Genomic DNA, 23638 nt, shown 5'->3' with positions numbered 1-23638 from the left:
GCCGCTCGTATGCCGTCCGCCCCCTCCGCGGTTATTCGCTCGCCCCCGGACCGCCGGACCTGCAACCCTTCTCGGCGGCCCGCTCCACCCGGCGCGGGCGCCACCCATACGCATCCAGGAGGTGCGCGATGAAGCAGATCACCCCTCGGCTCCTGAACTGGGCCACTGTCCTCGAGAGCTCGACCCTGGAGCAGGCGCAGCGCACCTCCGAGCTGCCCTTCGTCTTCCCGCACGTCGCCCTGATGCCGGACGCCCACCTCGGCCTCGGCGCCACGGTGGGCTCGGTCATCCCCACCGACCGGTCGGTCATCCCGGCCGCGGTCGGCGTCGACATCGGCTGCGGGATGGTCGCCGTCCTGACCCAGCTCCGCGCGGAGGACCTCGCCGGCCGGTCGCTGGCTCCCCTGCGCGAGGCCATCGAGCGCGCCGTGCCGCTCTCGGCGGGCGCCGCGAACCGGAAGGTCGTCGCGACGGCCGAGCCGCGGGTCGCCGACCTCGAGAGCAAGGCCGTGGCGGCCGAGTTCGACCCGGACCACCGGGCCGGCCGGTGGCGGGAGCAGCTCGGCTCGCTCGGGTCGGGCAACCACTTCATCGAGGTGAGCCTCGATGAGGAGGACCGGGTCTGGGCCTTCCTGCACTCCGGTTCCCGGGGCGTCGGCAACAAGATCGCGCAGCACCACATCGCGGTCGCTCGCCAGCTCATGGAGCGCTACTGGGTCGCCCTGCCCGACCGGGACCTCGCCTACCTCGTCGAGGGCACGGACGAGTTCTGGGCCTACATCCGGGAGCTCACATGGGCGCAGCACTACGCCGCGCTCAACCGGGACGAGATGATGGACCGGGTCCTCCGGCAGCTCGGCGAGTTCGTCGGAACGCCGGTGGACGAGCGGCAGCGGGTCAACTGCCACCACAACTTCACCCAGCGGGAGACCCACTGGGGCAAGGAGCTGTGGGTGTCGCGGAAGGGCGCGATCGAGGCGCGGGAGGGCCAGCTCGGGCTCATCCCGGGATCGATGGGCACCCGGTCCTACGTCGTCTCCGGCCTCGGCAACGCCATGTCGCTCAACTCGGCACCGCACGGAGCCGGGCGGCAGTTCTCGCGGAGCCGGGCGCGGCGGACCTTCTCGAGGGAGCAGCTCCGGGAGGCGATGGCGGGCATCGAGTACCGGGACACCGACGCCTTCCTCGACGAGATCCCCGCGGCCTACAAGGACATCGACCAGGTGATGGCCGACGCCGTCGACCTCGTCGAGGTCCGGCACACCCTGCGGCAGGTCGTCAACGTCAAGGGCGACTGACCCGGGCCCACCACGTATGCCGTGTGGTCCCCCTTGGCGGGACCACACGGCATACGTGCGAACAGGGCTGCTCGACAGCGGCGCTCAGCCGCGAAGGACGTCCTCGAGCACCTGCGGGTAGTTCGTGATGACGCCGTCGACACCCCACCGGATGGCACGGTGCATGTCGGCGCCCCCGTTGACCGTCCACACGTGCGCCTCGAGCCCGAGCTCGTGGATCCGTGCGATGTCGGACTCCTGCACCACCCCGAGCGCCGGGTTGACCTGGTCGGCCCAGGTCGCCGCGAGGGTGAGGTCGACCTCGGTCGGCCGGGTCCCGAAGAGCAGTCCGACCGGCACGTCGGGAGCGAGGTCGGCGTAGGCCCGCAGCCACACGTGGTTGAACGACTGCATCGTGACGCGGCCAGCGCGGACCGCGCGCTGGAACTCACCGAGGTCGCGCAGCTCCTTGTCGATGTCCTGCTCGATCCCGGGGTAGCGCTCCGGCAGCTTGGCCTCCATGAGCATGCCCGCGCGGTGGCCGACGGCCTCGACCCACTCGCGCAGCGTCGGCACCTGCTCGCCCGCGAACTGCGGCGCGAACCACGAGCCGGCGTCGAGCTGCTTGACCTCGGCCAGCGTGAAGTGCACGACGTCGTACGACGGACGCCCCGGGAACACCTCCTCGACGTCGGTCGTCCGGGCGAGGCTCGCGTCGTGCAGGATCACCAGCTCGCCGTCCTTGGTGCGCTGGATGTCGTTCTCCACGACGTCGGCGCCCTGTGCGAGGGCGAGGCGCACGGCGGCGATCGTGTTCTCCGGCGCTGCTCCGGACGAGCCGCGGTGGGCGATGTTGGCGACGTCGGGTCGGGGTGCCGCGGTGGCGGCCGGCGCGGGCGCGAGGCTGAGGCCGAGGGCGACGACCAACGTCGCGAGGGCCTGCACGACCGGGATGGTCCGGGTCATCGGGAAGCTCCTGGGTTCCGGGGGTTCTGGTGCCGTGTGCTCACGGCCGCCTCGACCCTCGCGTCCCCGGGTGGCTTGTGCGTGACGGGCCGGTGGCCTTCCGGCATCGAGTAGACATGACCTCGACAGCGCGGCACCGCCGCGCCCACGACGAGGAGGTCGACGAATGCTCGCCGCACTCACCGGCATGGGGCTGTCCGCCGCGGCGGGCCTCAACGCCTACATCCCGTTCATGATCGTCGCCCTCGTCGCGCGGTTCAGCGACGTCATCACGCTGCCCTCGGGCTGCGAGTGGATCGAGTCGCCGTGGGCCATCGCGGTCGGTGCCGTCCTCCTGCTCACCGAGCTCGTCCTCGACAAGATCCCCGCGGTCGACACCGTCAACGACGCGATCCAGACCTTCGTCCGCCCGAGCATGGGTGGGCTCATCTTCGCCGCGACGACGGCGGCCGAGGACCTCGACAGGTCGACGTGGATGGCCGACAACCCGTGGGTCGGCGTCGTCCTCGGCATCGTCGTCTCCGGTCTCGTGCACTCGGGCAAGATGGCGGCCCGGCCGGCCATCAACGCCGGCACCCTCGGCGCAGGCGCCCCCGTCGTCTCGACGGCCGAGGACGGCGCCTCCCTCGGGCTCTCCCTCGTCGCGATCTTCATCCCGGTCCTCGTCATCGTCGCGCTCGTCGCGCTCGCGTGGCTGCTCGTGTGGCTCTGGCTCAAGGTCCGCCGCTGGCGCAGGCGGAGGGAGACCCGGGTCGGGCCGCACACGGCATACCCACGGGCCTGACACCGTCCTTCCAGCGGGCGTCCACGTCGGCTGCATAGGCTGCGCTGCATGGAGGCTCTCGTCCAACAGCGCGCGCTCGGTCGGCGCGACCTCCTCAGCGAGACCTGGCTCGTACTCGGCGTCTCGCTCGGCGCGTCGGCGGTCTGGAGCGCCCTCTCGCTCGCCCGCAAGCTCACCGCCGGCAAGCCACTGGGCTCGCAGACGACGGCGATGAACTCGTCGGTGACGCCGGACCGCCCGTGGCTCGACCTCGTGCACCAGCTCGCCGGCATCGGCCTCGCCCTCGTGCCCGTCCTCCTGGCGCTCCACCTGCTCTCGCGCGGGGAGGCACGCGCCCGCTTCGCGATCGGCTGGGACGCGACTCAGCCGGCGCGGGACCTCGTGCGCGGACTCGGTCTCGCGGCGCTCATCGGCCTCCCCGGACTGGCCCTATATGCCGTCGCGCGCGCCCTCGACCTCAACACCACCATCGCCGCCGCGAATCTCGCGGAGACGTGGTGGGCGGTGCCCGTGCTCGTCCTCGCCGCCGCCCAGAACGCGGTGCTCGAGGAGGTCGTCATGGTCGGCTACCTCTTCACCCGCTGGGCGCAGGCGGGGTGGTCGACGTGGCGGATCGTCGTGCTGTCGGCCGTCATTCGCGGCGCCTACCACCTCTACCAGGGGTTCGGCGGGTTCGTCGGCAACGTCGCCATGGGCCTCGTCTTCGGGTGGCTCTACACCCGGACGAAGCGGGTCGGTCCGCTCGTCGTCGCGCACACCGTGCTCGACGTCGTCGCCTTCGTCGGCTACGCCCTCCTCAAGGACCACGTCGGCTGGCTCTGAGCGGACGACAGGGCGGCCGGTCCCGGCTCGACGCGAAGGTCGAGAGAGCACGACACGCCGCACCCGGCATACGGGAACGGCGTGTCGTGCTGCCTCGACAGGGCGAGGCGCGGGGGCTCAGCGGCCGTGCCGGAGCGCGGTGCGCAGGTCCAGGTTGAGCTGGCTGATGACGTCCTGCGGGATGCCCTTGGGGCAGGCCTGCGAGCAGGCGCCGATGTTCGTGCAGCCGCCGAAGCCCTCGTGGTCGTGCTGGTTGACCATCGAGACGACGCGGGCGTCGCGCTCGGGCTGACCCTGCGGCAGCTCGCCGAGGTGGGTGACCTTGGCACCCAGGAAGAGCATGCCGCTGGCGTTGGGGCAGGCCGCGACGCAGGCGCCGCAGCCGATGCACTCGGCGGCCATGAAGGCGCGGTCGGCGTTGTCCTTGGGGACCGGGGTCGCGTGCGCGTCCGGGGCCGAGCCGGTGTTGGCCGAGATGAAGCCGCCGGCCTGGATCATCCGGTCGAGCGCACCACGGTCGACGACGAGGTCGCGCACGACCGGGAACGCCTCGGCGCGCCACGGCTCGACGGTGATCGTCTCGCCGTCCTTGAACGAGCGCATGTGCAACTGGCACGTCGTCGTCCGCTCGGGGCCGTGGGCGTGGCCGGAGATCATGAGGCCGCACATGCCGCAGATGCCCTCGCGACAGTCGCTGTCGAACGCGATCGGCTCCTCGCCCTTGGCGTTGAGCTCCTCGTTGAGGACGTCGAGCATCTCGAGGAAGGACATGTCGGGGCTGATGTCCGACACCTGGTAGGTGACGAGCCGCCCCTTGTCGTCGGCTCCGGACTGGCGCCAGATCTTGAGGGTCAGGTTCATGAGGCCACTCATTACTTGTAGCTCCGCTGCTTCAGTTCGATGAACTCGTACACGAGGTCTTCCTTGTGGAGGACCGGGGCGCCCATGCCGGCGCCGAAGGACGACTCCTCGCCCTCGGTGTCGGACGGGGAGAACTCCCACGCGGCGACGTAGGCGAACTCGTCGTCGTGGCGCAGGGCCTCGCCGTCCTCGGTCTGGCTCTCGGCCCGGAAGTGGCCACCGCAGGACTCCCGGCGGTGCAGGGCGTCGATGCACATGAGCTCGCCGAGCTCGAGGAAGTCTGCGACCCGGCCGGCCTTCTCGAGCGACTGGTTGAGCGTGTCGGCGGCACCGAGGACCCGCACGTTGCGCCAGAACTCGGCACGCAGGCCGCGGATGAGGTCGATGGCCTTGAGCAGGCCCTCCTCGCTCCGCTCCATGCCGCAGTACTCCCACATGATGTTGCCGAGCTCGCGGTGGAAGCTGTCGACGGAGCGCTCACCGTTGATGGCGAGGAGGCGCTGCGTACGCTCCTCGACGGCCCGGCGGGCCTCGACGACCGCGGGGCTCTCCTCGGTGAGGTCGAGCTTCGGCGCCTTGGCGAGGTAGTCGCGGATCGTGTTGGGGAGGACGAAGTAGCCGTCGGCGAGGCCCTGCATGAGGGCGGAGGCACCGAGGCGGTTGGCTCCGTGGTCGGAGAAGTTCGCCTCACCGGTGACGAAGAGGCCGGGGATCGAGGACTGCAGGTCGTAGTCGACCCAGAGACCACCCATCGTGTAGTGCACGGCGGGGTAGATCCGCATCGGCGTCTGGTAGGGGTCCTCGCCCGTGATCCGGGCGTACATGTCGAAGAGGTTGCCGTACTTCGCACGCACCGCGTCCTCGCCGAGGCGCGAGATGGCGTCGGCGAAGTCGAGGTAGACGCCGCGGCGGAAGTCGCCGACGACCGGGCCGACGCCGCGACCCTCGTCGCAGACGTTCTTGGCCTGGCGCGAGGCGATGTCGCGGGGGACGAGGTTGCCGAACGAGGGGTAGATCCGCTCCAGGTAGTAGTCGCGGTCCTCCTCCTTGATCTCGCGCGGGTCCTTGTCGCAGTCCTCGCGGTTCTTGGGCACCCAGATGCGGCCGTCGTTGCGCAGCGACTCGGACATGAGCGTGAGCTTGGACTGGTGCTCGCCGGAGACCGGGATGCACGTCGGGTGGATCTGCGTGTAGCAGGGGTTGCCGAAGTAGGCGCCCTTGCGGTGCGCACGCCACGTCGCGGTGACGTTGGAGCCCATCGCGTTGGTGGAGAGGAAGAAGACGTTGCCGTAGCCGCCGGAGGCGAGGACGACCGCGTCCGCCAGGTGGGTCTCGATCTCGCCCGAGACGAGGTCCCGCACGATGATGCCGCGTGCGCGGCGGTCCGCACCCTCGCCGTCGAGAATGACCTCGAGCATCTCGTGACGGGTGAACTGCTCCACCGTCCCGGCGGCGACCTGGCGCTCGAGGGCCTGGTAGGCGCCGATGAGGAGCTGCTGCCCCGTCTGGCCGCGCGCATAGAAGGTGCGCGACACCTGGACGCCACCGAAGGAGCGGTTGTCGAGGAGGCCGCCGTACTCGCGGGCGAAGGGGACGCCCTGCGCGACGCACTGGTCGATGATGTTCGCGCTCACCTCGGCGAGGCGGTAGACGTTGGTCTCGCGCGAGCGGTAGTCGCCGCCCTTGACCGTGTCGTAGAAGAGGCGCTGGACGGAGTCGCCGTCCTCCTTGTAGTTCTTCGCGGCGTTGATGCCGCCCTGCGCGGCGATCGAGTGTGCGCGGCGCGGGGAGTCCTGGAAGCAGAAGGACTTCACGTGGTAGCCGGCCTCACCGAGGGTCGCGGCGGCTGCCCCACCGGCGAGCCCGGTCCCCACGATGATGACGGACATCTTGCGGCGGTTGGCCGGGTTGACGAGCGAGGCCTCGAACTTGCGCCGGGTCCACTTCTGCTCGATGGGGCCGGCGGGCGCCTTGTGGTCGGCGATGGGCGCACCCTCGCTGTAGAGGCCGTGGACGAGCTTGGAGCTGGAGAACATGGTCAGCGACACCTTCAGTCGATCAGGCCGAATGCGATGGACAGCGGCGGGATGAGAAAGCCGACGACGACGACCAGGGCGACGACGAGCCCGGCCGTGCGGGCCCGCGCCCGCGCCTTCGGGGTCCCGGTCCAGCCCAGCGTCTGCATCGCGCTATAGACGCCGTGGAGCAGGTGCATGAAGAGGGCGACCATCGCGGCGACATAGATGAGGACCATCCACCACACCTCGAAGCTCGCGACGACGAGCTTGAACGGGTTGGCCGTGACGTCGATGCCCTGCTTGTCGGCGTTCGGCGAGATCTTGACGATCGTGAAGTGCAGAAGGTGCCACACGACGAAGAGAAGGAGGAACGTCCCGCCCCAGCGCATCCACTGCGAGGTCGCGGCACTCTTGACGGCCGCGTACTTCGTGCGACGCGCCGAGCCCGCCCGGCTCCAGAGGGCGTAGGCGGCATACACGTGGCCGACGAGCGAGAGGATGAGAACCACGCGCACGACCCACAGCAGACCGCCGTAGGGGAGCATCGGCTCACCGAAGGTCCGCAGGTGCTCCGCGTAGGAGTTGAACGCCTCCTCTCCCCAGAGCGCCTTGAGGTTTCCGTACATGTGGAGCAGGAGGTATCCGACGAAGACCAGGCCGGTCACTGCCATGAGCAGCTTGAGCGCGATCGTCGTGCTCCGCGCCGTGGTCCCGCGCGGGGAGAGCGTCGTCGTGGGCATGGACGAAAGGTACCCCGCCCCCTGACACCGCACCTGCTCAGGGAGACCTAACCCCGGTGTGAGATTGGCACGTTACCCAGCGGTATGCCGGCTCACGCAGACCGCGGGACCGCGCCCGCCTCTCGCTCCGCGGTCACCTCCCGCTCCGTTCACCCGTCGAGCCGGGCCAGCTCCTCGTCGGTGAGCTCGAGATCGGCGGCGGCCGCGGAGTCGGTGACCGACTGCGGACGCTTGGCACCCGGAATGGGGATGACGACCGGCGACTGCGCGAGCTCCCACGCGAGCGCGACCTGCTGCGCGCTCACCCCGTGCTCGCGCGCGACCTCGGCGAAGGCGGGGTACTTCTCGGCGAGGTCCTTGGCGTCGCCGAGACCGCCGAGCGGGCTCCACGGGAGGAAGGCCAGGCCGAGCTCCTCGCAGACGTCGATCTCGGGGCGGCTGCTGCGGAAGGCCGGGCTGAACTGGTTCTGCACGCTGACGAGCGCGTCACCGAGGACGGTGTGCGCCGCACGGATCTGCTCGGGGTTCGCGTTGGACAGCCCGACCGCGGCCACCTTGCCGCCGTCCGCGACCTCCTTGAGGGTGCCGATGACGTCGTCGTACGGCACCTTCGGGTCGGGGCGGTGGTGCTGCCAGAGCGCGAGCTGCTCGACCCCGAGCCGCTGGAGGCTCGCGTCGACGGCGCGGTGCAGGTGCTCGGGCGAGCTGTCGGTGTCCCAGCCGCCGCCGTCGGTGCGGACGTGGCCGCCCTTGGTCGCGAGCAGGACCCGGTCGCGGACGCCGAGCTCGTCGAGGATCGAGGCGATGAGCCGCTCGTTCTCCCCCTGGGCGTCGACTCCCTTCTCGTCACCGGGACCGTAGGCGTCAGCGGTGTCGAAGAGGGTCACCCCCGCGTCGAGCGCAGCGGTGACGGTGTCGAGCAGCTGCTGGCGGGGCTGGCTGCCGGTCTGGTCGAAGGTCATGAGGCCGAGGCCGATCGCGCCGACCTGCGTGGTGCCGAGTGCTCGTGTCTGCATGTCCTCCAACCTAACGAGCGCGGCCGACACGAGGGCCGTCGGCACCGACCGACCTCGGCGGCCGCGTCGGGCGCTCCCCTACGTACGGGCCGCGGGTCGCCTGCCCTGTGGCGGCTGCCTTTCTGACGCTGTCGGCGGCGGGTGCCACGCTGGAGACATGGTGGGAACCCGCGACGCGCTCGAGGACGACCGTCGGGTGACCCTCGACCGGCTGGCTGCGCTCACGGGCGACTTCGACCGGATCGTCGAGGCGTCGCGCGACAGCAACGCGGACGACGAGCACGACCCCGAAGGCGCGACGATCGCCTTCGAGCGCTCGCAGGTCGACGCCCTGGCGCAGCAGGCACGCGCGCACCTCGACGAGGTCGACGCCGCGCTGGCCCGGGTGGACGACGGCACCTACGGCAGGTGCGAGCGGTGCGGCGGTGAGATCGCGGCCGCGCGCCTCGACGCCCGGCCGACGGCGAGGACCTGTGTCACCTGCCCTCCCCGCTGAGGGCGGCAGGACCCAAGCAGCCACGCCGGCGGTCTCCAGTCGAGATTGCACGACCCGCCGGGGGGCCCGACCGAACGCGGCATGTCGTGCTGTCTCGACGGCCTCAGGAGGTTTGGTTCGCGCACCGGTCACATCGGAGCGACGTCAGCGTTGGGCGGCCAGCGCGGCGTCGTAGAGCGCCTTCTTTGACAGGCCCGTCGCCGAGGCGACGTCGGCGCACACGTCCTTGAGCCGCTCCCCCGCGGCCACCCGGTCGAGGACCCCCAGGAGCTGGCTGTCGAGGTCACCGATGGCGACATCCGCTCCGGCGACGACGACCGTGATCTCGCCCTTGACGCCGTCGTCGGCCCACGCGACGAGCTCGATGAGCGAGCCCCGCCGGACCTCCTCGTAGGTCTTCGTCAGCTCACGACACACGGCGGCCCGGCGGTCGCCACCGAAGACCGCCTCCATGTCGGCGAGCGACTTCGCGATGCGGTGCGGCGCCTCGAAGAAGACCATCGTCCGGTGCTCGGCAGCGAGCGCCCGCAGGGCCCGCACGCGCTCGCCGCCCTTGCGCGGCAGGAACCCCTCGAAGCAGAACCGGTCGACCGGCAGCCCCGAGACCGCGAGCGCCATGAGCACCGCCGACGGTCCCGGAACGCACGTCACCCGGACGTCGATGCCGATGGCAGCCGAGACGAGGCGGTAGCCCGGGTCGGAGACGGACGGCATACCGGCGTCGGTGACGACGAGGACGCGAGCGCCCTCGCGAAGTCTCTCGACGAGGTCCGCGGTCCGCGACGCCTCGTTGTGCTCGTGGTAGCTGACGACGGAGCCGGGCGGGTTGACGTCGAGCGCCTGGCAGAGGCGGCGCAGCCGGCGGGTGTCCTCGGCGGCGATGACGTCGGCGGCGGCGAGCTCGTCGGCGAGGCGCGGCGCGGCGTCGCGCGGGTCGCCGATGGGGGTGGCTGCCAGGACGAGCAGACCCTCCCCGGGCGCGGTGGCAGTCATGTCGCGATCCTCCCACGGGTGCGCACAGCCGCCGGTGCCTACGATGTGCCGGTGACCCGGACCGACGAGCTGCGCGCCCGCCTGCTCGGGACTCGACCCACCGACACCCTCTGGGGCTGGGTCGGGCCGCTGCTCATCGCGGCGGTCGGCGGGTTCCTCCGGTTCTGGCACCTCGACCGGCCGCACTCGCTGGTCTTCGACGAGACCTACTACGTCAAGCAGGGCTGGTCGCTCATCCAGCACGGCGTCGAGCTGCGCGTCCAGGGCAAGAACGAGGACGCCGACAAGCTCTGGAACGCGGGCAACACGAACGTCTTCAGCGACCAGGGCGACATGGTCGTCCACCCTCCGGTGGGCAAGTGGCTCATCGGCGCCGGCGAGTGGATCTTCGGGCCGACGAGCTCGTTCGGCTGGCGCTTCGCCGTCGCTGCGCTCGGTACGCTGTCGATCCTCGTGATCGGTCGCGTCGCCAGGCGGATGTTCGGCTCCACGCTGCTCGGCTGCACCGCGTCGCTGCTGCTCGCCGTCGAGGGCACCCACGTCGCGATGTCGCGCACCGGCATCCTCGACATGGTCGTGTCGTTCTTCGCGCTCGCCGGGTTCGCCGCGCTCGTCGTCGACCGCGACAAGGCACGCGAGCGGCTGGCGACGTGGGGCGGCGCCCAGCCGCGGGTCCCACGCTCTGCGTGGGCCGGCATACACGGCTTCTCCTCCGGGCCGTGGCTGGGACTGCGGCCGTGGCGCTGGCTCGCTGGGCTCTCGCTCGGACTGTGCGTCTCGACGAAGTGGTCGGGCTTGTTTTTCCTCGCGGTCTTCGGGCTCATGACGGTCTTCTGGGACATGGGCGCACGACGCGCGGTCGGGATCCGTCCGTGGTGGCGCGAGGGCGTGCTGAAGGACGGCCCGTATGCCGCGGTGCAGCTCGTCGTGACCTCGGCCGTCACCTATGTCGTGTCGTGGTCGGGGTGGTTCCTCTCGAGCAACGGCTACCACCGGCAGTGGGACACGTTCCACCCCGGCGAGGGGATCACCTGGCTGCCGGCGGTGCTGCGCAACTGGGTGAAGTACCACCAGGACATGTGGGCGTTCAACACCACGTTGTCGACGCCGCACTCCTACTCGTCGAACCCGTGGGGGTGGATGGTCCAGGCCCGTCCGACGTCGTTCTTCTACAAGGGGACGAAGGCCGGCGAGGGGTCGTGCACGGTGGAGTCGTGCTCGCAGGCGGTGCACACGATCGGCACCGTGTCGGTGTGGTGGGTCGGCATCGTGGCGCTGCTCGTGTGTGCGTTCTTCTGGGTCGCGCGCCGGGACTGGCGGGCCGGCGCGGTGCTGGCCGGAGTGCTCGCCGGCTACGGGCCGTGGTTCCTCTACCAGCACCGGACCATCTACGCGTTCTACACCGTGGCGTTCGAGCCTTGGGTCGTCCTCGGGCTCGTCTTCTGCATCGGGCTCGTGCTCGGTGGGCGGTCGGCGTCGCGGGAGCGGCGGCGCCTCGGCGCCGTCGTCGTCGGCGCCTACCTCGTCGTGACGATCGGGCTCTTCGCGTGGTTCTACCCGATCTACACCGCGCAGGTCGTTCCCTACGACAACTGGCTGCGGCTCATGTGGTTCCGCTCCTGGATCTGAGCGCGCCCCACCTTTCGCTCCCCATGAGGGAAGGTTGCCGGTCCGGAGAAGACCTTCGCCTCCGGTGGCCGCCAGCTTCCCTCCGGATGGCTCGCGCCTCCGAGGACGTGTCGGTGGCCGTCCCTATCGTGGAGCCATGTTCCTCCTTCGTGACGACGGGCGGCTCGTCCTCAGCCCGAGCGACCTGCGCCTGGCCTCCCAGTGCGAGTTCGCCCTCGTCCGCGAGCTCGACGTCACGCTGGACCGCGCGCCACGGCCGCAGACGGCCGACGAGGCGATGCTCGAGCGGCTCAAGGAGCTCGGCGACGCCCACGAGCGGCAGGAGCTGCTTCGTCTCTCCGCAGCCCACCCGGGGCGCGTGCGTCAGTTCCCGCGACCGGCCTACGACCTCGCGTCACTCACCGACGCGCACGACACGACGATCGCCACCCTGCGCGGTGACGACACCGACGTCGTCTTCCAGGCCACGTTCTTCGACGGCGGCCTCGTCGGTCACGCCGACTTCCTCGAGCGCACGCCCGAGGGCTGGCTCGTCTGCGACACCAAGCTCGCGCGCCACGCCTCCGTCCCCGCGCTCCTCCAGATCGCCGCGTATGCCGCGCAGCTGCGTTCCGCGGGCATCGAGACCGCGCCCGTGGCCCGGCTCGTCCTCGGCAGCGGCCAGAGCACCGACCACCTGCTCGACGACATCCTTCCCGTGCACGCCGCCCGGCGCACCCGCCTCGACGAGGTGCTCGCCGAGCACCGGGCCGACGGTGGAGCGGCGGAGTGGGGCGATGCCCGCTGGCTCGCCTGCGGACGCTGCGAGGTCTGCGAGGCCGAGGCCGAGGCGGCGCGGGACGTCCTCCTCGTGGCGGGCGTGCGCCTCCCCCAGCGCCGCCGTCTCCTCGAGGCCGGGGTGTCGACGATCGACGACCTCGCCGTCCGCACCGAGCCGGTCCCGGACGTGCGCGAGTCCACCCTCACGCGCCTGCGCGAGCAGGCGCGGCTCCAGCTCGTCCAGGAGGCCGACCCGCAGGGCCGGGTCGTCGCCGAGGTCGTGTCGGCGGCGGCGCTCCAGTCGATGCCGGCGCCGAGCGAGGGCGACGTCTTCTTCGACTTCGAGGGCGACCCCCTCTGGCGCGAACGCGGTTCCACCGACTGGGGCCTCGAGTACCTCTTCGGGCTCGTCGAGGTCGACGGTGTCGACGTCGAGGCAGGCGAGAAGCCCCGTTTCGTCACGTTCTGGGCGCACGACCGCGAGCAGGAGAAGCAGGCCCTCGTCGACTTCGTCGCCTACCTCCACGAGCGCCGGCGTCGTTGGCCGGACCTGCACGTCTACCACTACGCCCCCTACGAGAAGTCCGCTCTGCTCCGCCTGGCCGCCCGCCATGGCGTCTGCGAGGACGACATCGACCAGTTCCTGCGCGACGGCGTCTTCGTCGACCTGTATGCCGTGGTGCGCTCAGCCATCCGTGTCTCGCAGCGCTCCTACTCGATCAAGAAGCTCGAGCCGCTCTACATGGGCTCGCGCACCGCGGGCGTGGCCAAGGGCGACGACTCGATCGTGGCCTACCACCGCTACGTCCTCGCCACCGAGATGGACGACCACGCCACGGCCGACCGCGAGATCCGCGACATCGCCGACTACAACGAGGAGGACTGCGTCTCGACGCTGTTGCTGCGCAACTGGCTCCTCGAGCGCCGGGCCGAGACCGAGGCGAGCTCCGGCTCCGCCAACGGGGCCACCGCCGCACCGCTCACCGGCGACGGATCCCTCCCCCATGTCGACACCCAGGTCCCCAGCGACTCCCGGCTCGCGCTGCTCGACCTCGAGCGCCTGCTCAGGGCGACGGTCGACGGCGTCAAGCCGCAGGACCGGACGCCCGAGCAGCAGACCGTGGCCATGGTCGCCGCGACGCTCCTCTTCCACGCCCGTGAGGACAAGCCGTTCTGGTGGAAGCACTTCGACCGGCTCCGCCTGCCCGTCACGGAGTGGATGTCCGACCCCGGCGTTTTCGTCGTCGAGAGCAGCGAGGTGCACGAGCCGTGGCGACGCGACACCCCGCGCCAGCGGCCCCGGCGGACCATCGTCGTGAAGGGGGAGCCGATGGGCGGCGTCCTCCTCGGTCCAGGGTCCGAGGTCTCGGCGGTCTACGGCTGCCCTCCCCCGCTCGGGGTCGAGGTCCTGCCCGGCCACCTCAACGCGAAGTCGTCGGCGACCGTGCGCGTCCTCGCGGCCGAGGACGTCGTCGCCCCCAACGGGCACGTGCACCAGGTCCTCACCCTCGAGGAGCTCATGCCGAAGGAGGGCGACGAGCACGACTGCGTCCCGGTGGCGCTCGTGCCGAGCGGCATCGTCCGCACCACCAACATCGACGCCGCGCTCGAGCGCCTCGCCCGCCGCGTCCAGTCGTCACTGCCCGACCTGCCCGCGGGCGCCGGCGTCGACGTGCTGCTGCGCCGTCCGCCCCGCCTCCGGTCCGGCGGGTCGCTGCCCGCGGTCGGTGAGGGCGACGACCGCCACGTCCGGGCCATCGAGGCCGCCCTGCTCGACCTCGACCGGTCCGCCCTGTCGGTCCAGGGCCCGCCGGGCACCGGGAAGACCTACGTCGCCTCGCAGGTCATCGCCCGCCTCGTGCGTGAGCATGGGTGGCGCGTGGGTGTCTGCGCCCAGTCGCACGCTGCGATCGAGAACGTCCTCGCGGCCGTCGTCGAGGCCGGTGTGGCGCCCGAGCAGGTGGCGAAGATGACGAAGGAGCGGGTGGACCCGCCGTGGACCGACCTCGCCTCGGCCGACGACCTCGCGGGGTTCACCGCCGAGCAGGAGGGCGGCTACGTCATCGGCGGCACGGCCTGGGACCTCACCAACCCCAAGCGGGTCCAGCCGGGCCAGCTCGACCTGCTCGTCATCGACGAGGCCGGCCAGTACTCCTTGGCCAAGACCCTCGCGGTTTCGGAGTCCGCCGACCGGCTGCTGCTCCTCGGCGACCCGCAGCAGCTGCCGCAGGTCTCGCAGGGCACGCACCCGGAGCCGGTCGACGACTCAGCCCTCGGGTGGGTGATCCGGGCCGAACGCGAGGACGAGCGGGTCCTGCCCGCCACCCACGGCTACTTCCTCGAGACGACGTGGCGCATGCACCCGGCCCTCACCGAGCCGGTCTCGCGGCTGGCCTACGAGGGTCGTCTGCTCTCGCACGAGGATCGCACGGCCAAGCGAACCCTCGAGGGCATCGAGCCGGGGTTGCACGTGCGCCTCGTCGCGCATCGGGACCGCGCGCAGTGGTCCCCCGAGGAGGCCGACGTCGTCGTCGGCATCGTCCGCGACCACGTGGGACTGTCGTGGCAGACCTCGCCGGACGAGGACCCGCGTCCTCTCGGTCAGGGCGACATCCTCGTGATCACCCCATACAACGCCCAGGTGGGCACGCTCCGCTCGGCGCTCGACGCGGCGGGCTTCGAGGACGTCTCGGTAGGAACGGTGGACAAGTTCCAGGGCCGCGAGGCACCCGTCGCCATCGTGTCCATGGCGGCCTCCGCGCACGCGGACGTGCCGCGAGGCATCGGGTTCCTCCTCGACCGGCACCGGCTCAACGTCGCGGTCTCGCGAGCCAAGCACGCGGCATACCTCGTCCGTTCGAGCGTGCTCACGGACTTTGCGCCGCGCACGCCGGACGAGCTCATCGCCCTCGGCGCGTTCCTCGGGCTCTGTGAGCGTGCGGTCTCGCAGCGGCTTCTGCACCCGGACGCGCTGACCCCCTCCGCATGACGCGGGACTGCACGGACTTTTCCTCCTGAGCGGAGCCCCTCACCCGCTCGTTCCCCCACATTTCGGCCACGCACGGCCCGGGAGGTGAAGCCGGGGCGCGTCATGCCTCGGGGGCGGTGGCGTCTTCATCGGTGTGAGCGGGAGATGGCGCGACGTCGCCCTCCCCGCCACGGACGGAACCAACGCCACGGGGCCCACAGGCGCCCCACGAAGGAGAACGTCATGTTGAAGTCCAAGCTCGTCGGAACCGGGACCGCGGTCCTCCTCGTCGGTGCCCTCGGCGCCGGCCCCGGAGTTGCCGCGGCCAGTGCTGCGCCGACCTCCAAGGCCGTGGCTGCCGCCCAGCCGGCCGCCACCACCCTGCCCGTCACCGGCACGCTGCCCGATGGCAGCGCCTTCACCGGCGCTCTGAGCAACCTCACCACGAGCGTCGTCAACGGCGTCGTGCAGCTCTCCGGAACGATCACCGGCACCGGCCTACCCACCGGCGGCACGACCTTCACCGCGCCGATCCAGGACATCGCCGCCGCTGGCCCCGGCGGGTGCAGCATCCTCAACCTCGACCTGGGCCCGCTCAACCTGGACCTGCTGGGTCTCGTCATCGACCTGTCCCCGGTCTCGCTCGACATCACCGCTGTCCCGGGTGCCGGCAACCTGCTCGGCAACCTGCTCTGCGCCGTCGCCGGCCTGCTCGATGGTCCGGGGGGCGCCCTCAACGGGATCGCGGCCCTGCTCAACCGCCTGCTCACCGGCCTCGGTCTCTGACCGGACCGAGCGCAACCCTTCTACCGCGGTGGCGCCGGACGTCCCTCCGGCGCCACCGCACCCACACAGACGACCACCCCTGGAGGCGTGCGATGACCGTGATCGCCTTCCGACCCAGGCCCCGCTCGGATGTTCCCGAGCTCGGCCATTTCGAGGACGCGCCGTTCACCGGTACCTTCCGCACGCCGCTCGGGCGCCACGCGAGCGTCGAGGGGCACCTGCGTGTGCAGCGACTCGTCCTCGTCCCGTCGGGTGCCTTCGTCACCGGCGTCTTCGTCGCCGAGCTTCGCGAACCCGACGGTACGTTCATCGGCATCGACAGCCGGCGGGCCACGGTGCCGGCGGACCTCGTGCCGTGCGATGGCGGCCTCCGGCCGGTGGTCCGGTCGACCCGTCTCAGCCTCATGGGCCTCGAGGTGCAGGTCGAGGCCTTCGCCGTGGACCCACAGCTCACCCTCGGCCGTGCGCGCTCGGACCGACGTGCGGGCGTGCCCGCAGAGCTTCGACACCGGGGCCCGCGCCCGACACCGTGAAGCTCCTCTTCCTGACGAGCCCGCTCCTCGTGCTCGTCCTCGTCCAAGCCCTCCATCACCTCGAGGTGTGGGCGGGCAGGAGCGGCGCGCACCGGCGCGTGGGCGACCCGTCCCGGACCACCGCCTCCCCCAAGGACAGGACCTCACGTGCCCCAGCCCCTCCTGAACCGCAGCGACGACGGCTTCGAGCAGCCACTGCCGCGGGAGACCCCTCCCCCGCCCGGTTACGAGCCGCCGCTGGACGCCAGCCCGCTGCTCGACCATCTCGCGGCTGAAGGAGCGAATGACGTCACCGCAGGTGAGAGCCCCTGACGGGACGTCGCGAAGCGTAGGGTCACACGCGTGAGCCCAGCCGAGGCGTTGCCCGAGCCGTCGGAGGGGAGCCATGACATCGACGTCGAGGCACTCCTGCCGATGCTTCGGCGCATCGTCGGAGCCAAGATGGGCGACCACCCCGCCGCCGAGGACGTGGTGCAGGAGGCGGTGACCCGGGTCCTCGCCGCCCAGGACCGGGTCGAGCCGCGGACCCTCGAGGCCTACGCGATCCGCACCGTGCGCAACGTCATGGCCTCGATGTGGCGTCGCGACGATACCGACTCCCGCAACCAGCACCGCGTCCACGACCCCAGCCAACCGGAGGACGGCGAGGAGTTCGTCGTCGCCTCGGAGGAGAGGTCGGCGATGACCGAGGCGCTTTCGCGCCTCTCCGGCCGCGAGCGCGAGCTGCTGCTGGCCCACGAGGTGAGCGGTCGCTCCACGAAGGGGCTGGGCGAGGCGAGCGGCAGCTCGGCCGGCGCGGTGGCGGCCCAGCTCGCCCGGACTCGCGCCCGTCTGCGGGTCGAGTACCTCCTCGTCCTCGAGGGCGTCGAGCCGCCCACCGACCGCTGCCGTCCGGTCCTGCTCGCGCTCTCCTCGGCGGACCGGCGCCGGCAGCGCGAGCTCGACGCGCCTCGTCACCTCCTCGAGTGCCCGACCTGCGCGCGGCTGAGCGAGCCGCTGCTCGGACGAACGGCTCCACGCGCTGATGAGGTGCACGTCCCGATCAGCAGCGACCCCGACATCGTCGCGGCGCGACAGGCCGCGAGAGAGCTCGCCGCTGCGGCGGGGGTGACGGGCACCGACCTCACGGTGCTCGCCACGGCCGTGTCGGAGGTGGCTCGCAACATCGTCCGCTTCGCCGGCGACGGTGAGGTGACCATCGAGCTCGTCGAACGCCCACGGGCCGGCATACGGGTCGTCGCTCGCGACACCGGGCCCGGCATCCCCGACGTCGACGAGGCCCTGCGCGACGGGTTCAGCACCTACAACGGCCTCGGCCTGGGGCTCCCCGGCGCGCGGCGGCTGATGGACGAGTTCGCCCTGGAGTCGGTCCGCGGCCAGGGCACGACTGTGACGATGACCAAGTGGTTCGAGCGGAAGGCATGAGATGAACGACCCCGAACAGGACGAGCCGACCATGAGTGAGGTCTCCGTCGAGGCACAGCAGCTGCTGCCGCAGCTCGTGGCACACCTGAGGGAGCATCGCGCGACCCTGCGAGACGCGTGGGTCGGACGCATCCGCGACGCGCACCTCCTCGAGGCCATGACGCCGCAGGAGATGGCCGCCGAGACGACGTCGGTCTACGACAACTACGTCGAGGTCCTCGAGACCGGCAGCGTCGAGGCCCTGCAGCACTACGCCCGCGACCTGTCCGAGCGCATCATCCCCCGGGGAGTCGAGACGCACGAGGTCGTCGGCATCGTGCTCCTGCTGCGCGACGTGCTCGCCCGCTCGCTCTTCGAGAAGTACCAGGGCGACGTCGCCCTGCTCAACCACGTCCTCGACGCCTACGAGCCGGCGGCCAACCGCATCGCCAACACGGTCGCGGTGAGCTTCGTCGACGAGCGGGAGCGTGTCATCCGGCAGCAGCAGGACGCGATCCGCGAGCTGTCGACCCCGGTGCTGCCCGTGCGCGAACGGCTGCTCATCCTCCCGATCATCGGGGTCCTCGACAGCGAGCGCGCCAAGCAGCTCACCGTCCAGCTCCTCAGTGGCATCCGCACGCACCGGGCCAAGGTCGTCGTCATCGACATCACCGGTGCCCCCGACGTCGACCAGACGGTGGCGAACCACCTCGTCCAGACCGTCGACGCGTCCCGACTCATGGGAGCGAGCGTCATCATCACGGGCCTCTCCCCGACGATCGCGCAGACGCTCGTCACGATCGGCGTCGACCTCAGCAAGATGAACACCATCGGCGACCTGCAGGGCGGGCTCGAGGAGGCCGAGCGCCTGCTCGGCTACCACGTGTCGCGCAAGGAGGTGACGGACGGCTCGTGATGTCCGGACCGGCACTCGTCTCGATCCTGCGACAGGGGGGCATCCTCGTCGCGTCGGTCCACACTGCCCTGGACGACGCGGAGATGGTGCGCTTCCAGCAGGACCTCGTCGAGCAGATCGGTCAGTACAGGGCACGAGGCGTCATCATCGACGTCGCGGCTCTCGACGTCATCGACAGCTTCGCCGCCAACACCCTGCGGTCCATCGCCGACATCGCGCGCCTGCGTGGTGCGCACACCGTCATCGTCGGCATCCAGCCCGACGTCGCCTTCGCGATGGTGAGCCTCGGCATGGGACTGGCCGGCGTCACGACGGCCCTCGACCTCGAGGAAGGTCTCGCCTACCTGGCCGGCATACGGGGTGGGACGCGAAGGGAGCCGAGCGGTGGGTGAGGTCGAGGATCTCACGAGGGACTACCGCGTGGCGTTCCAGCGCTACCTCCCGCAGCGCAGTGAGGCTGCACTCACGCTCGGCTACGAGCTCGGAAGGTCGGCGGTCGACCGTGGCACCAGCCCGCTGGACCTCGTCGACATCCACCACGTCGTCCTCGCCGAGGTCCTCGCCGACCTGCGTGAGGACCGGACGCAGGAGGTCGTCGCTGCTGCGGCGGAGTTCCTCCGCGAGGTGCTGGCGACCCTCGACATGGTGCAGCGCGGCATCCGTGCGGAGGACGAGCGCGCCTAGCGCCGGACCGAGCCCGGCCCGTCGTCCGGCACCGGCGGGTCGAGCGGGCGCTCGAAGTCGACGTCGATCTGCTGGTACTGCTTGAAGCGCCCGATCCGGGCCTGCTGAGCATAGGCGCGGCGGTCTCCGTCGGTGAGGTCGACGTCGTCGGTGAACGGCGTGAGCAGGGCCCGGGGATAGAGCGTCCGGGCCCGCACGACGTCGGCCTCCGCGAAGAGGATCGTGCCGAGGGCGGCGAGGTGGAAGAACGCGAAGAGACCGATGACGAGTCCGAAGACACCGTTGGTCGTGGACGTCGAGCTCATCGCCCGCTCCACGAAACCCACACCGTAGGTCTGCAGTCCCTGCCAGGTGAGCGCGGCGCCGACGGCACCGACCGACACCTGCCGGAGACTGAGCTCGAGCGCCACCGCACGGCGCATCCCGAGACCGAAGGCCAGAGCCGTCCCCAAGAACGTCGCCACCGTGACGACGGCACGGGTGAGCAAAGGGTAGGTGCTGATCGCACGGGCGCTGACGATGGTGATCGTCGTGGTGATGATGACGAAGAGCAGGATCGTCAGCAGGAGCAGGAAGCTGCGCCCGCGGGCGTGGAAGGGGTTGGGACGCGCGTTGCGCGGGACCCCCCACACCGTGTTCATCGCGTACTGGAACGCCTGACCGACGCCGAGCCCACCGTAGAGCGCGACGACGCCGCTGACGACGATTCCGGTCGCACTGCCACGCAGCGACCTCGGCTGTCCGAGCTGCTCTCCCATGACCGGGATCTCGGACATGGCCGAGTCGAGCACGCGCTGCTGCAGGTCGGGGTAGCTCGACAGCACGAAGCCGAGCACCGTCGTGAAGATGAGCAGCAGCGGGAAGAAGGAGAGGAAGGCGTAGTAGGCCATGAGCCCCACGAGGTAGCCGGCCTGGTCGTCGAAGAACTTGTAGACGACCGCGAGCGGATAGCCCACGACGGGGTGCTTGCGCTGGAAGCGGTCCAGCGAGTCGACGACGCCCACTCGCGCATTCGATCACATGCGAGCGGGCGGGCAGTGCGGGCAGGGCGGACCGGAGCCTCCGGCCCGCGGCGTGGGCGCGGCGGGCCGGGACGTCAGCGGCGGGTCGAGCTCTGCTGGGTCTGGGCGAGTCCCGCGGCCGCGGCTCCCGCGAGCAGGACGAGGACGGCGCCGACCCGGAGCATCGACGGACGACCATGGGTGTCGGCGACGTAGATCGAGAGGATGGCTCCGAAGACGCCGTAGCCGAAGGCGAGCCACAGGACGACGACCATGGCCCGGTCCAGCACGACGTTCCCCGGGTGGGCCCGGGAGGAATCTGTTCGATGGGGCATGCCTTTGACGGTGCCACCCGCGCGAACCGCATAGGAGCTTCGAGGGGGGCCATATCGAATGGCCCAGTCCTTTCGGACCAGGCACCGGGCCAACCTCGTGCTTTTCGTCTGCGGGTGCCACGTCCGACTGTCACGATCACGCAGGCGCCGGGTCCGCAGGGGACGCCCCCGAGGAGGGGACGCTCGTGATCCGCATCGTCATCGCCGACGACCAGCCGCTCTACCGCCGTGGGCTCGAGGTGGCCATCGGCCTCGAGCGCGACCTCGAGCTGGCCGCTGAGGCGAACACCGTCGCGGACCTCGTGCGGGCCGCCTTCGACCACCGGCCGCAGGTGCTCGTCACCGAGATCACCCTCTCCGGGGAGAGCACGGTCAAGGCGTGCTCCGCCGCCGTCGAGGCGTCACCGAGCACCAAGCTCGTCCGGCTCACGGACTCCGAGAACCGGGAGCACCTCTTCGAGGCGTTGCGGACCGGCGCGACGGGCTACCTCCTCAAGTCGATGAGAATCGCGGAGATCATCGGCGCCATCCGGCAGGTGGCCGCCGGCGCCGTGGTCGTCCCGCCGCCGATGTCGACGTGGCTCGTCGCCGAGATGTCCCGGATGGGCACCGATGTCAACGAGGTGGAGACGGCCCCGTGGGGCTTGTCCCGTCGAGAGATGGAGGTGCTCCGCAAGGTGGCCCGGGGCCGCAGCAACGCGGTCATCGCGGCCGAGCTCTTCCTCAGCGTCAACACCGTGAAGAACCACGTCCGCAGTGCCGTTCACAAGCTCGGCGCCACCACGCGGACCGAGGCTGCCGTCAAAGCCGTGCAGGTGGGGCTCATCGACCTCAAGGACGACATCGGGTGACGCCGTTGCGCCTGACCGCCGGAATCCCCCGGGCAGCGTGACGAGTTCGCGCATTTCCTCCCCGGGGTCCACGGCTCGCCGGTAGCGTCCGTCGGAGCGCGACCCTCGCACCCTCCCCCTGCCGCGAGGGTCGCGCCCCACTCGCCGGCGAGACCCCTGCGGCCCCACCAACTCGTGGGGTCGCAGGCTCGTCGTCCCCCGACCGCGCGCAGCCCGCCGGGCGGTGGATCGACCGAGCGGCCGACCGAGCAGTCCGGGCCCCGACGCAGGCCTCGGGCGACGTGGGTGCCCACGGCAACGATGAAGGGCCGAGACTCGTGGTCCCGGCCCTTCTGGTGGTGGAGCTGAGGGGATTCGAACCCCTGGCCTTCTCATTGCGAACGAGACGCGCTACCAACTGCGCCACAGCCCCTTGAGCGGGCATCACGATAACACCGGCGAGCGCCCCGGACGAAACCGGCACCGGCGCGGCATACGCTCACCACCATGCGACTTCGTATGCCGTCCACCAGGGTCGGCCGGACCGACCCGGCGGACCTCCCGCGCCTCAGCGCCCCGCCCCCGACGACGGCCCTGACGACCCCGACGGCCGGCCAGCCGACCGCCCCGACGACGGACGCCGTCGACGACGACCCGGCGCACCAGCCGGCGGCGTGGCAGGTGCCGATCGGGGTTCGGACGGCGAGCGAATGGGCCTGGCGGCTGATCGTCGTCTCGGTCGCGGTGCTCGGCGCGCTCTGGCTCTTCGCCTACCTCTCCGAGGTCACGGTGCCGCTCGTCGTGGCGCTGCTGCTCGCCGCCCTGCTCTATCCCCTCGTCAGGTTCCTCTCCCGCGCCCTCCCGCGCGGCGCAGCAGCCGGCGTCACGGTCCTCGGCACCCTCGCCCTCATCATCGGCATGCTCAGCTTCGTGGGGTCGCAGTTCACCTCGCAGTTCAGCGACATCAGCGACCAGGTGGGCCAGGGCATCGTCGAGGTGCGCAGCTGGTTCCGCACCACCTTCGGCATCACCGACACGCAGGTGGACGACTGGATCGCCACGGCGCGCGAACAGCTGAGTTCGAGCAACGGCAACCTCGGCGAGACCGCGGCACAGGCCGGCCTCACCGTCACCCACCTCGTCGCCGGCTTCTTCATCGCGATGTTCGCGCTCTTCTTCTTCCTGTACGACGGCGAGCGCATCTGGGCGTGGGTCGTCCGCCTCTTCCCGCGGACCTCGCGCGACCGCGTCCACCAGTCCGGCGTCATCGCCTGGGGCCAGCTGTCCGCCTTCACCCGGGCGACGATCCTCGTCGCGGCCGTGGACGCCCTCGGCATCGGTCTCGTCGCCGCGGTGCTCGGCGTGCCCTTCGCCTCCGGCATCGCCATCCTCGTCTTCTTCGGCGCCTTCGTCCCGGTCGTCGGCGCGCTCGTCTCCGGCGCCGTCCCGGTCCTGCTCGCCCTCGTCGCGCTCGGCCCGGTGCAGGCGCTCATCATGCTCGGCGGCGTCATCGCCGTGCAGCAGCTCGAGTCGCACGTCCTCCAGCCGTTCCTGCTCGGCCGCGCCGTGCGGGTCCACCCGCTCGCGGTCATCCTCGGCATCGCGGCCGGTGTCGTCGTCGCCGGCATCATCGGCGCACTCATCGCTGTGCCTCTCGTCGCCGTCTTCAACGCTGTGGGCCACCACCTCCTCGATGATCGGGAGGTGCCCGACTCGCTCGAGGAGGAGGTCGAGGAGGCCGACGCCGAGCGCTGAGCGCCCCGACACGAGGGCCCGGTCCCCCACGGGGACCGGGCCTTCGTCGTGTGGCCGGCTGGCCG

22 protein-coding genes and 1 tRNA gene are annotated in these 23638 nt (G+C 71.1%); 14 read left to right on the top strand and 9 right to left on the bottom strand.

Features of this window, described 5'->3' with window-relative positions:
• Nucleotides 1–128 precede the first annotated feature (128 nt).
• Nucleotides 129–1298: an RtcB family protein gene (locus tag ACOJV7_RS11230; protein ID WP_420190231.1), complete on the top strand. Its 1170-nt coding sequence runs from the start codon at nucleotides 129–131 to the stop codon at nucleotides 1296–1298.
• 84 nt (nucleotides 1299–1382) lie between these two features.
• Here the strand turns inward: ACOJV7_RS11230 and ACOJV7_RS11225 are convergent, their stop codons facing one another.
• Nucleotides 1383–2243 carry a glycerophosphodiester phosphodiesterase family protein gene (locus tag ACOJV7_RS11225; RefSeq protein ID WP_420190230.1) on the bottom strand — a complete coding sequence of 287 codons (861 nt, stop codon included), beginning with the start codon at nucleotides 2241–2243 and terminating at the stop codon, nucleotides 1383–1385.
• Nucleotides 2244–2409: 166 nt separating this feature from the next.
• On the opposite strand from ACOJV7_RS11225, the gene ACOJV7_RS11220 reads away from it, so the two are divergent.
• Entirely contained in the window at nucleotides 2410–3027 is a 618-nt protein-coding gene (locus ACOJV7_RS11220; protein ID WP_420190229.1) for a DUF4126 domain-containing protein, read from the top strand.
• A gap of 48 nt (nucleotides 3028–3075) precedes the next feature.
• Nucleotides 3076–3849 carry a CPBP family intramembrane glutamic endopeptidase gene (locus ACOJV7_RS11215; protein ID WP_420190228.1) on the top strand — a complete coding sequence of 258 codons (774 nt, stop codon included), beginning with the start codon at nucleotides 3076–3078 and terminating at the stop codon, nucleotides 3847–3849.
• Between the two features lie 117 nt (nucleotides 3850–3966).
• Here the strand turns inward: ACOJV7_RS11215 and ACOJV7_RS11210 are convergent, their stop codons facing one another.
• The 4 genes from ACOJV7_RS11210 to ACOJV7_RS11195 form a co-directional block, all read right to left on the bottom strand.
• A complete protein-coding gene (locus ACOJV7_RS11210; protein WP_420190227.1) occupies nucleotides 3967–4710 on the bottom strand; it encodes a succinate dehydrogenase/fumarate reductase iron-sulfur subunit in 744 nt (247 codons plus the stop codon).
• An 11-nt stretch (nucleotides 4711–4721) separates the two neighbouring features.
• The gene (locus tag ACOJV7_RS11205) at nucleotides 4722–6746 is read right to left on the bottom strand and encodes a fumarate reductase/succinate dehydrogenase flavoprotein subunit (protein WP_420190226.1); all 2025 of its coding nucleotides are present in this window, start codon (nucleotides 6744–6746) and stop codon (nucleotides 4722–4724) included.
• A 14-nt stretch (nucleotides 6747–6760) separates the two neighbouring features.
• The gene (locus ACOJV7_RS11200; RefSeq protein ID WP_420190225.1) at nucleotides 6761–7468 is read right to left on the bottom strand and encodes a succinate dehydrogenase cytochrome b subunit; all 708 of its coding nucleotides are present in this window, start codon (nucleotides 7466–7468) and stop codon (nucleotides 6761–6763) included.
• A 149-nt stretch (nucleotides 7469–7617) separates the two neighbouring features.
• Entirely contained in the window at nucleotides 7618–8484 is an 867-nt protein-coding gene (locus tag ACOJV7_RS11195) for an aldo/keto reductase (RefSeq protein ID WP_420190224.1), read from the bottom strand.
• A 157-nt stretch (nucleotides 8485–8641) separates the two neighbouring features.
• On the opposite strand from ACOJV7_RS11195, the gene ACOJV7_RS11190 reads away from it, so the two are divergent.
• The gene (locus tag ACOJV7_RS11190; RefSeq protein WP_420190223.1) at nucleotides 8642–8980 is read left to right on the top strand and encodes a TraR/DksA family transcriptional regulator; all 339 of its coding nucleotides are present in this window, start codon (nucleotides 8642–8644) and stop codon (nucleotides 8978–8980) included.
• Between the two features lie 144 nt (nucleotides 8981–9124).
• Here the strand turns inward: ACOJV7_RS11190 and rsmI are convergent, their stop codons facing one another.
• Nucleotides 9125–9973, bottom strand: a complete 849-nt coding sequence (gene rsmI, locus ACOJV7_RS11185; RefSeq protein WP_420190222.1) for a 16S rRNA (cytidine(1402)-2'-O)-methyltransferase — start codon at nucleotides 9971–9973, stop codon at nucleotides 9125–9127.
• Nucleotides 9974–10024: 51 nt separating this feature from the next.
• On the opposite strand from rsmI, the gene ACOJV7_RS11180 reads away from it, so the two are divergent.
• From ACOJV7_RS11180 to ACOJV7_RS11145, 8 genes are all read left to right on the top strand, one after another.
• The gene (locus ACOJV7_RS11180; RefSeq protein ID WP_420190221.1) at nucleotides 10025–11602 is read left to right on the top strand and encodes a dolichyl-phosphate-mannose--protein mannosyltransferase; all 1578 of its coding nucleotides are present in this window, start codon (nucleotides 10025–10027) and stop codon (nucleotides 11600–11602) included.
• A gap of 136 nt (nucleotides 11603–11738) precedes the next feature.
• On the top strand, nucleotides 11739–15350 hold the full coding sequence (locus ACOJV7_RS11175) for a TM0106 family RecB-like putative nuclease (protein WP_420190220.1): 3612 nt from the start codon (nucleotides 11739–11741) through the stop codon (nucleotides 15348–15350).
• A 222-nt stretch (nucleotides 15351–15572) separates the two neighbouring features.
• A complete protein-coding gene (locus tag ACOJV7_RS11170; protein WP_420190219.1) occupies nucleotides 15573–16115 on the top strand; it encodes an ABC transporter substrate-binding protein in 543 nt (180 codons plus the stop codon).
• A 92-nt stretch (nucleotides 16116–16207) separates the two neighbouring features.
• The gene (locus ACOJV7_RS11165) at nucleotides 16208–16648 is read left to right on the top strand and encodes a hypothetical protein (RefSeq protein WP_420190218.1); all 441 of its coding nucleotides are present in this window, start codon (nucleotides 16208–16210) and stop codon (nucleotides 16646–16648) included.
• A gap of 342 nt (nucleotides 16649–16990) precedes the next feature.
• The gene (locus ACOJV7_RS11160; RefSeq protein WP_420190217.1) at nucleotides 16991–18073 is read left to right on the top strand and encodes a sigma-70 family RNA polymerase sigma factor; all 1083 of its coding nucleotides are present in this window, start codon (nucleotides 16991–16993) and stop codon (nucleotides 18071–18073) included.
• A 31-nt stretch (nucleotides 18074–18104) separates the two neighbouring features.
• Nucleotides 18105–18968: an STAS domain-containing protein gene (locus ACOJV7_RS11155; RefSeq protein ID WP_420190216.1), complete on the top strand. Its 864-nt coding sequence runs from the start codon at nucleotides 18105–18107 to the stop codon at nucleotides 18966–18968.
• On the top strand, nucleotides 18968–19360 hold the full coding sequence (locus ACOJV7_RS11150; RefSeq protein WP_420190215.1) for an STAS domain-containing protein: 393 nt from the start codon (nucleotides 18968–18970) through the stop codon (nucleotides 19358–19360). The genes ACOJV7_RS11155 and ACOJV7_RS11150 overlap by 1 nt, the downstream gene beginning before the upstream one ends.
• Nucleotides 19353–19652: a phosphatase RsbU N-terminal domain-containing protein gene (locus tag ACOJV7_RS11145; protein ID WP_420190214.1), complete on the top strand. Its 300-nt coding sequence runs from the start codon at nucleotides 19353–19355 to the stop codon at nucleotides 19650–19652. The genes ACOJV7_RS11150 and ACOJV7_RS11145 overlap by 8 nt, the downstream gene beginning before the upstream one ends.
• Here the strand turns inward: ACOJV7_RS11145 and ACOJV7_RS11140 are convergent.
• Nucleotides 19649–20656: a YihY/virulence factor BrkB family protein gene (locus ACOJV7_RS11140; RefSeq protein ID WP_420190213.1), complete on the bottom strand. Its 1008-nt coding sequence runs from the start codon at nucleotides 20654–20656 to the stop codon at nucleotides 19649–19651. The genes ACOJV7_RS11145 and ACOJV7_RS11140 overlap by 4 nt on opposite strands.
• A 92-nt stretch (nucleotides 20657–20748) precedes the next feature.
• The gene (locus ACOJV7_RS11135) at nucleotides 20749–20988 is read right to left on the bottom strand and encodes a hypothetical protein (protein ID WP_420190212.1); all 240 of its coding nucleotides are present in this window, start codon (nucleotides 20986–20988) and stop codon (nucleotides 20749–20751) included.
• Nucleotides 20989–21173: 185 nt separating this feature from the next.
• Here ACOJV7_RS11135 and ACOJV7_RS11130 point away from each other — a divergent pair, with 185 nt between their 5' ends.
• Nucleotides 21174–21839: a LuxR C-terminal-related transcriptional regulator gene (locus ACOJV7_RS11130; protein WP_420190211.1), complete on the top strand. Its 666-nt coding sequence runs from the start codon at nucleotides 21174–21176 to the stop codon at nucleotides 21837–21839.
• 336 nt (nucleotides 21840–22175) lie between these two features.
• Here ACOJV7_RS11130 and ACOJV7_RS11125 read toward each other — a convergent pair.
• Nucleotides 22176–22251: transfer RNA gene (locus ACOJV7_RS11125), tRNA-Ala, on the bottom strand.
• A 74-nt stretch (nucleotides 22252–22325) separates the two neighbouring features.
• On the opposite strand from ACOJV7_RS11125, the gene ACOJV7_RS11120 reads away from it, so the two are divergent.
• Nucleotides 22326–23573 (top strand): AI-2E family transporter, encoded by a 1248-nt coding sequence (locus ACOJV7_RS11120; RefSeq protein ID WP_420190210.1) that lies wholly within the window; start codon nucleotides 22326–22328, stop codon nucleotides 23571–23573.
• Nucleotides 23574–23638 lie beyond the last annotated feature (65 nt).

The sequence above is a fragment of the Knoellia tibetensis genome, from assembly GCF_048606415.1.
Classification (GTDB): Bacteria; Actinomycetota; Actinomycetes; order Actinomycetales; family Dermatophilaceae; genus Knoellia; species Knoellia tibetensis.
Note: the sequence above shows the minus strand (reverse complement) of the source record. Positions and strands in the feature narration are given on the sequence as shown.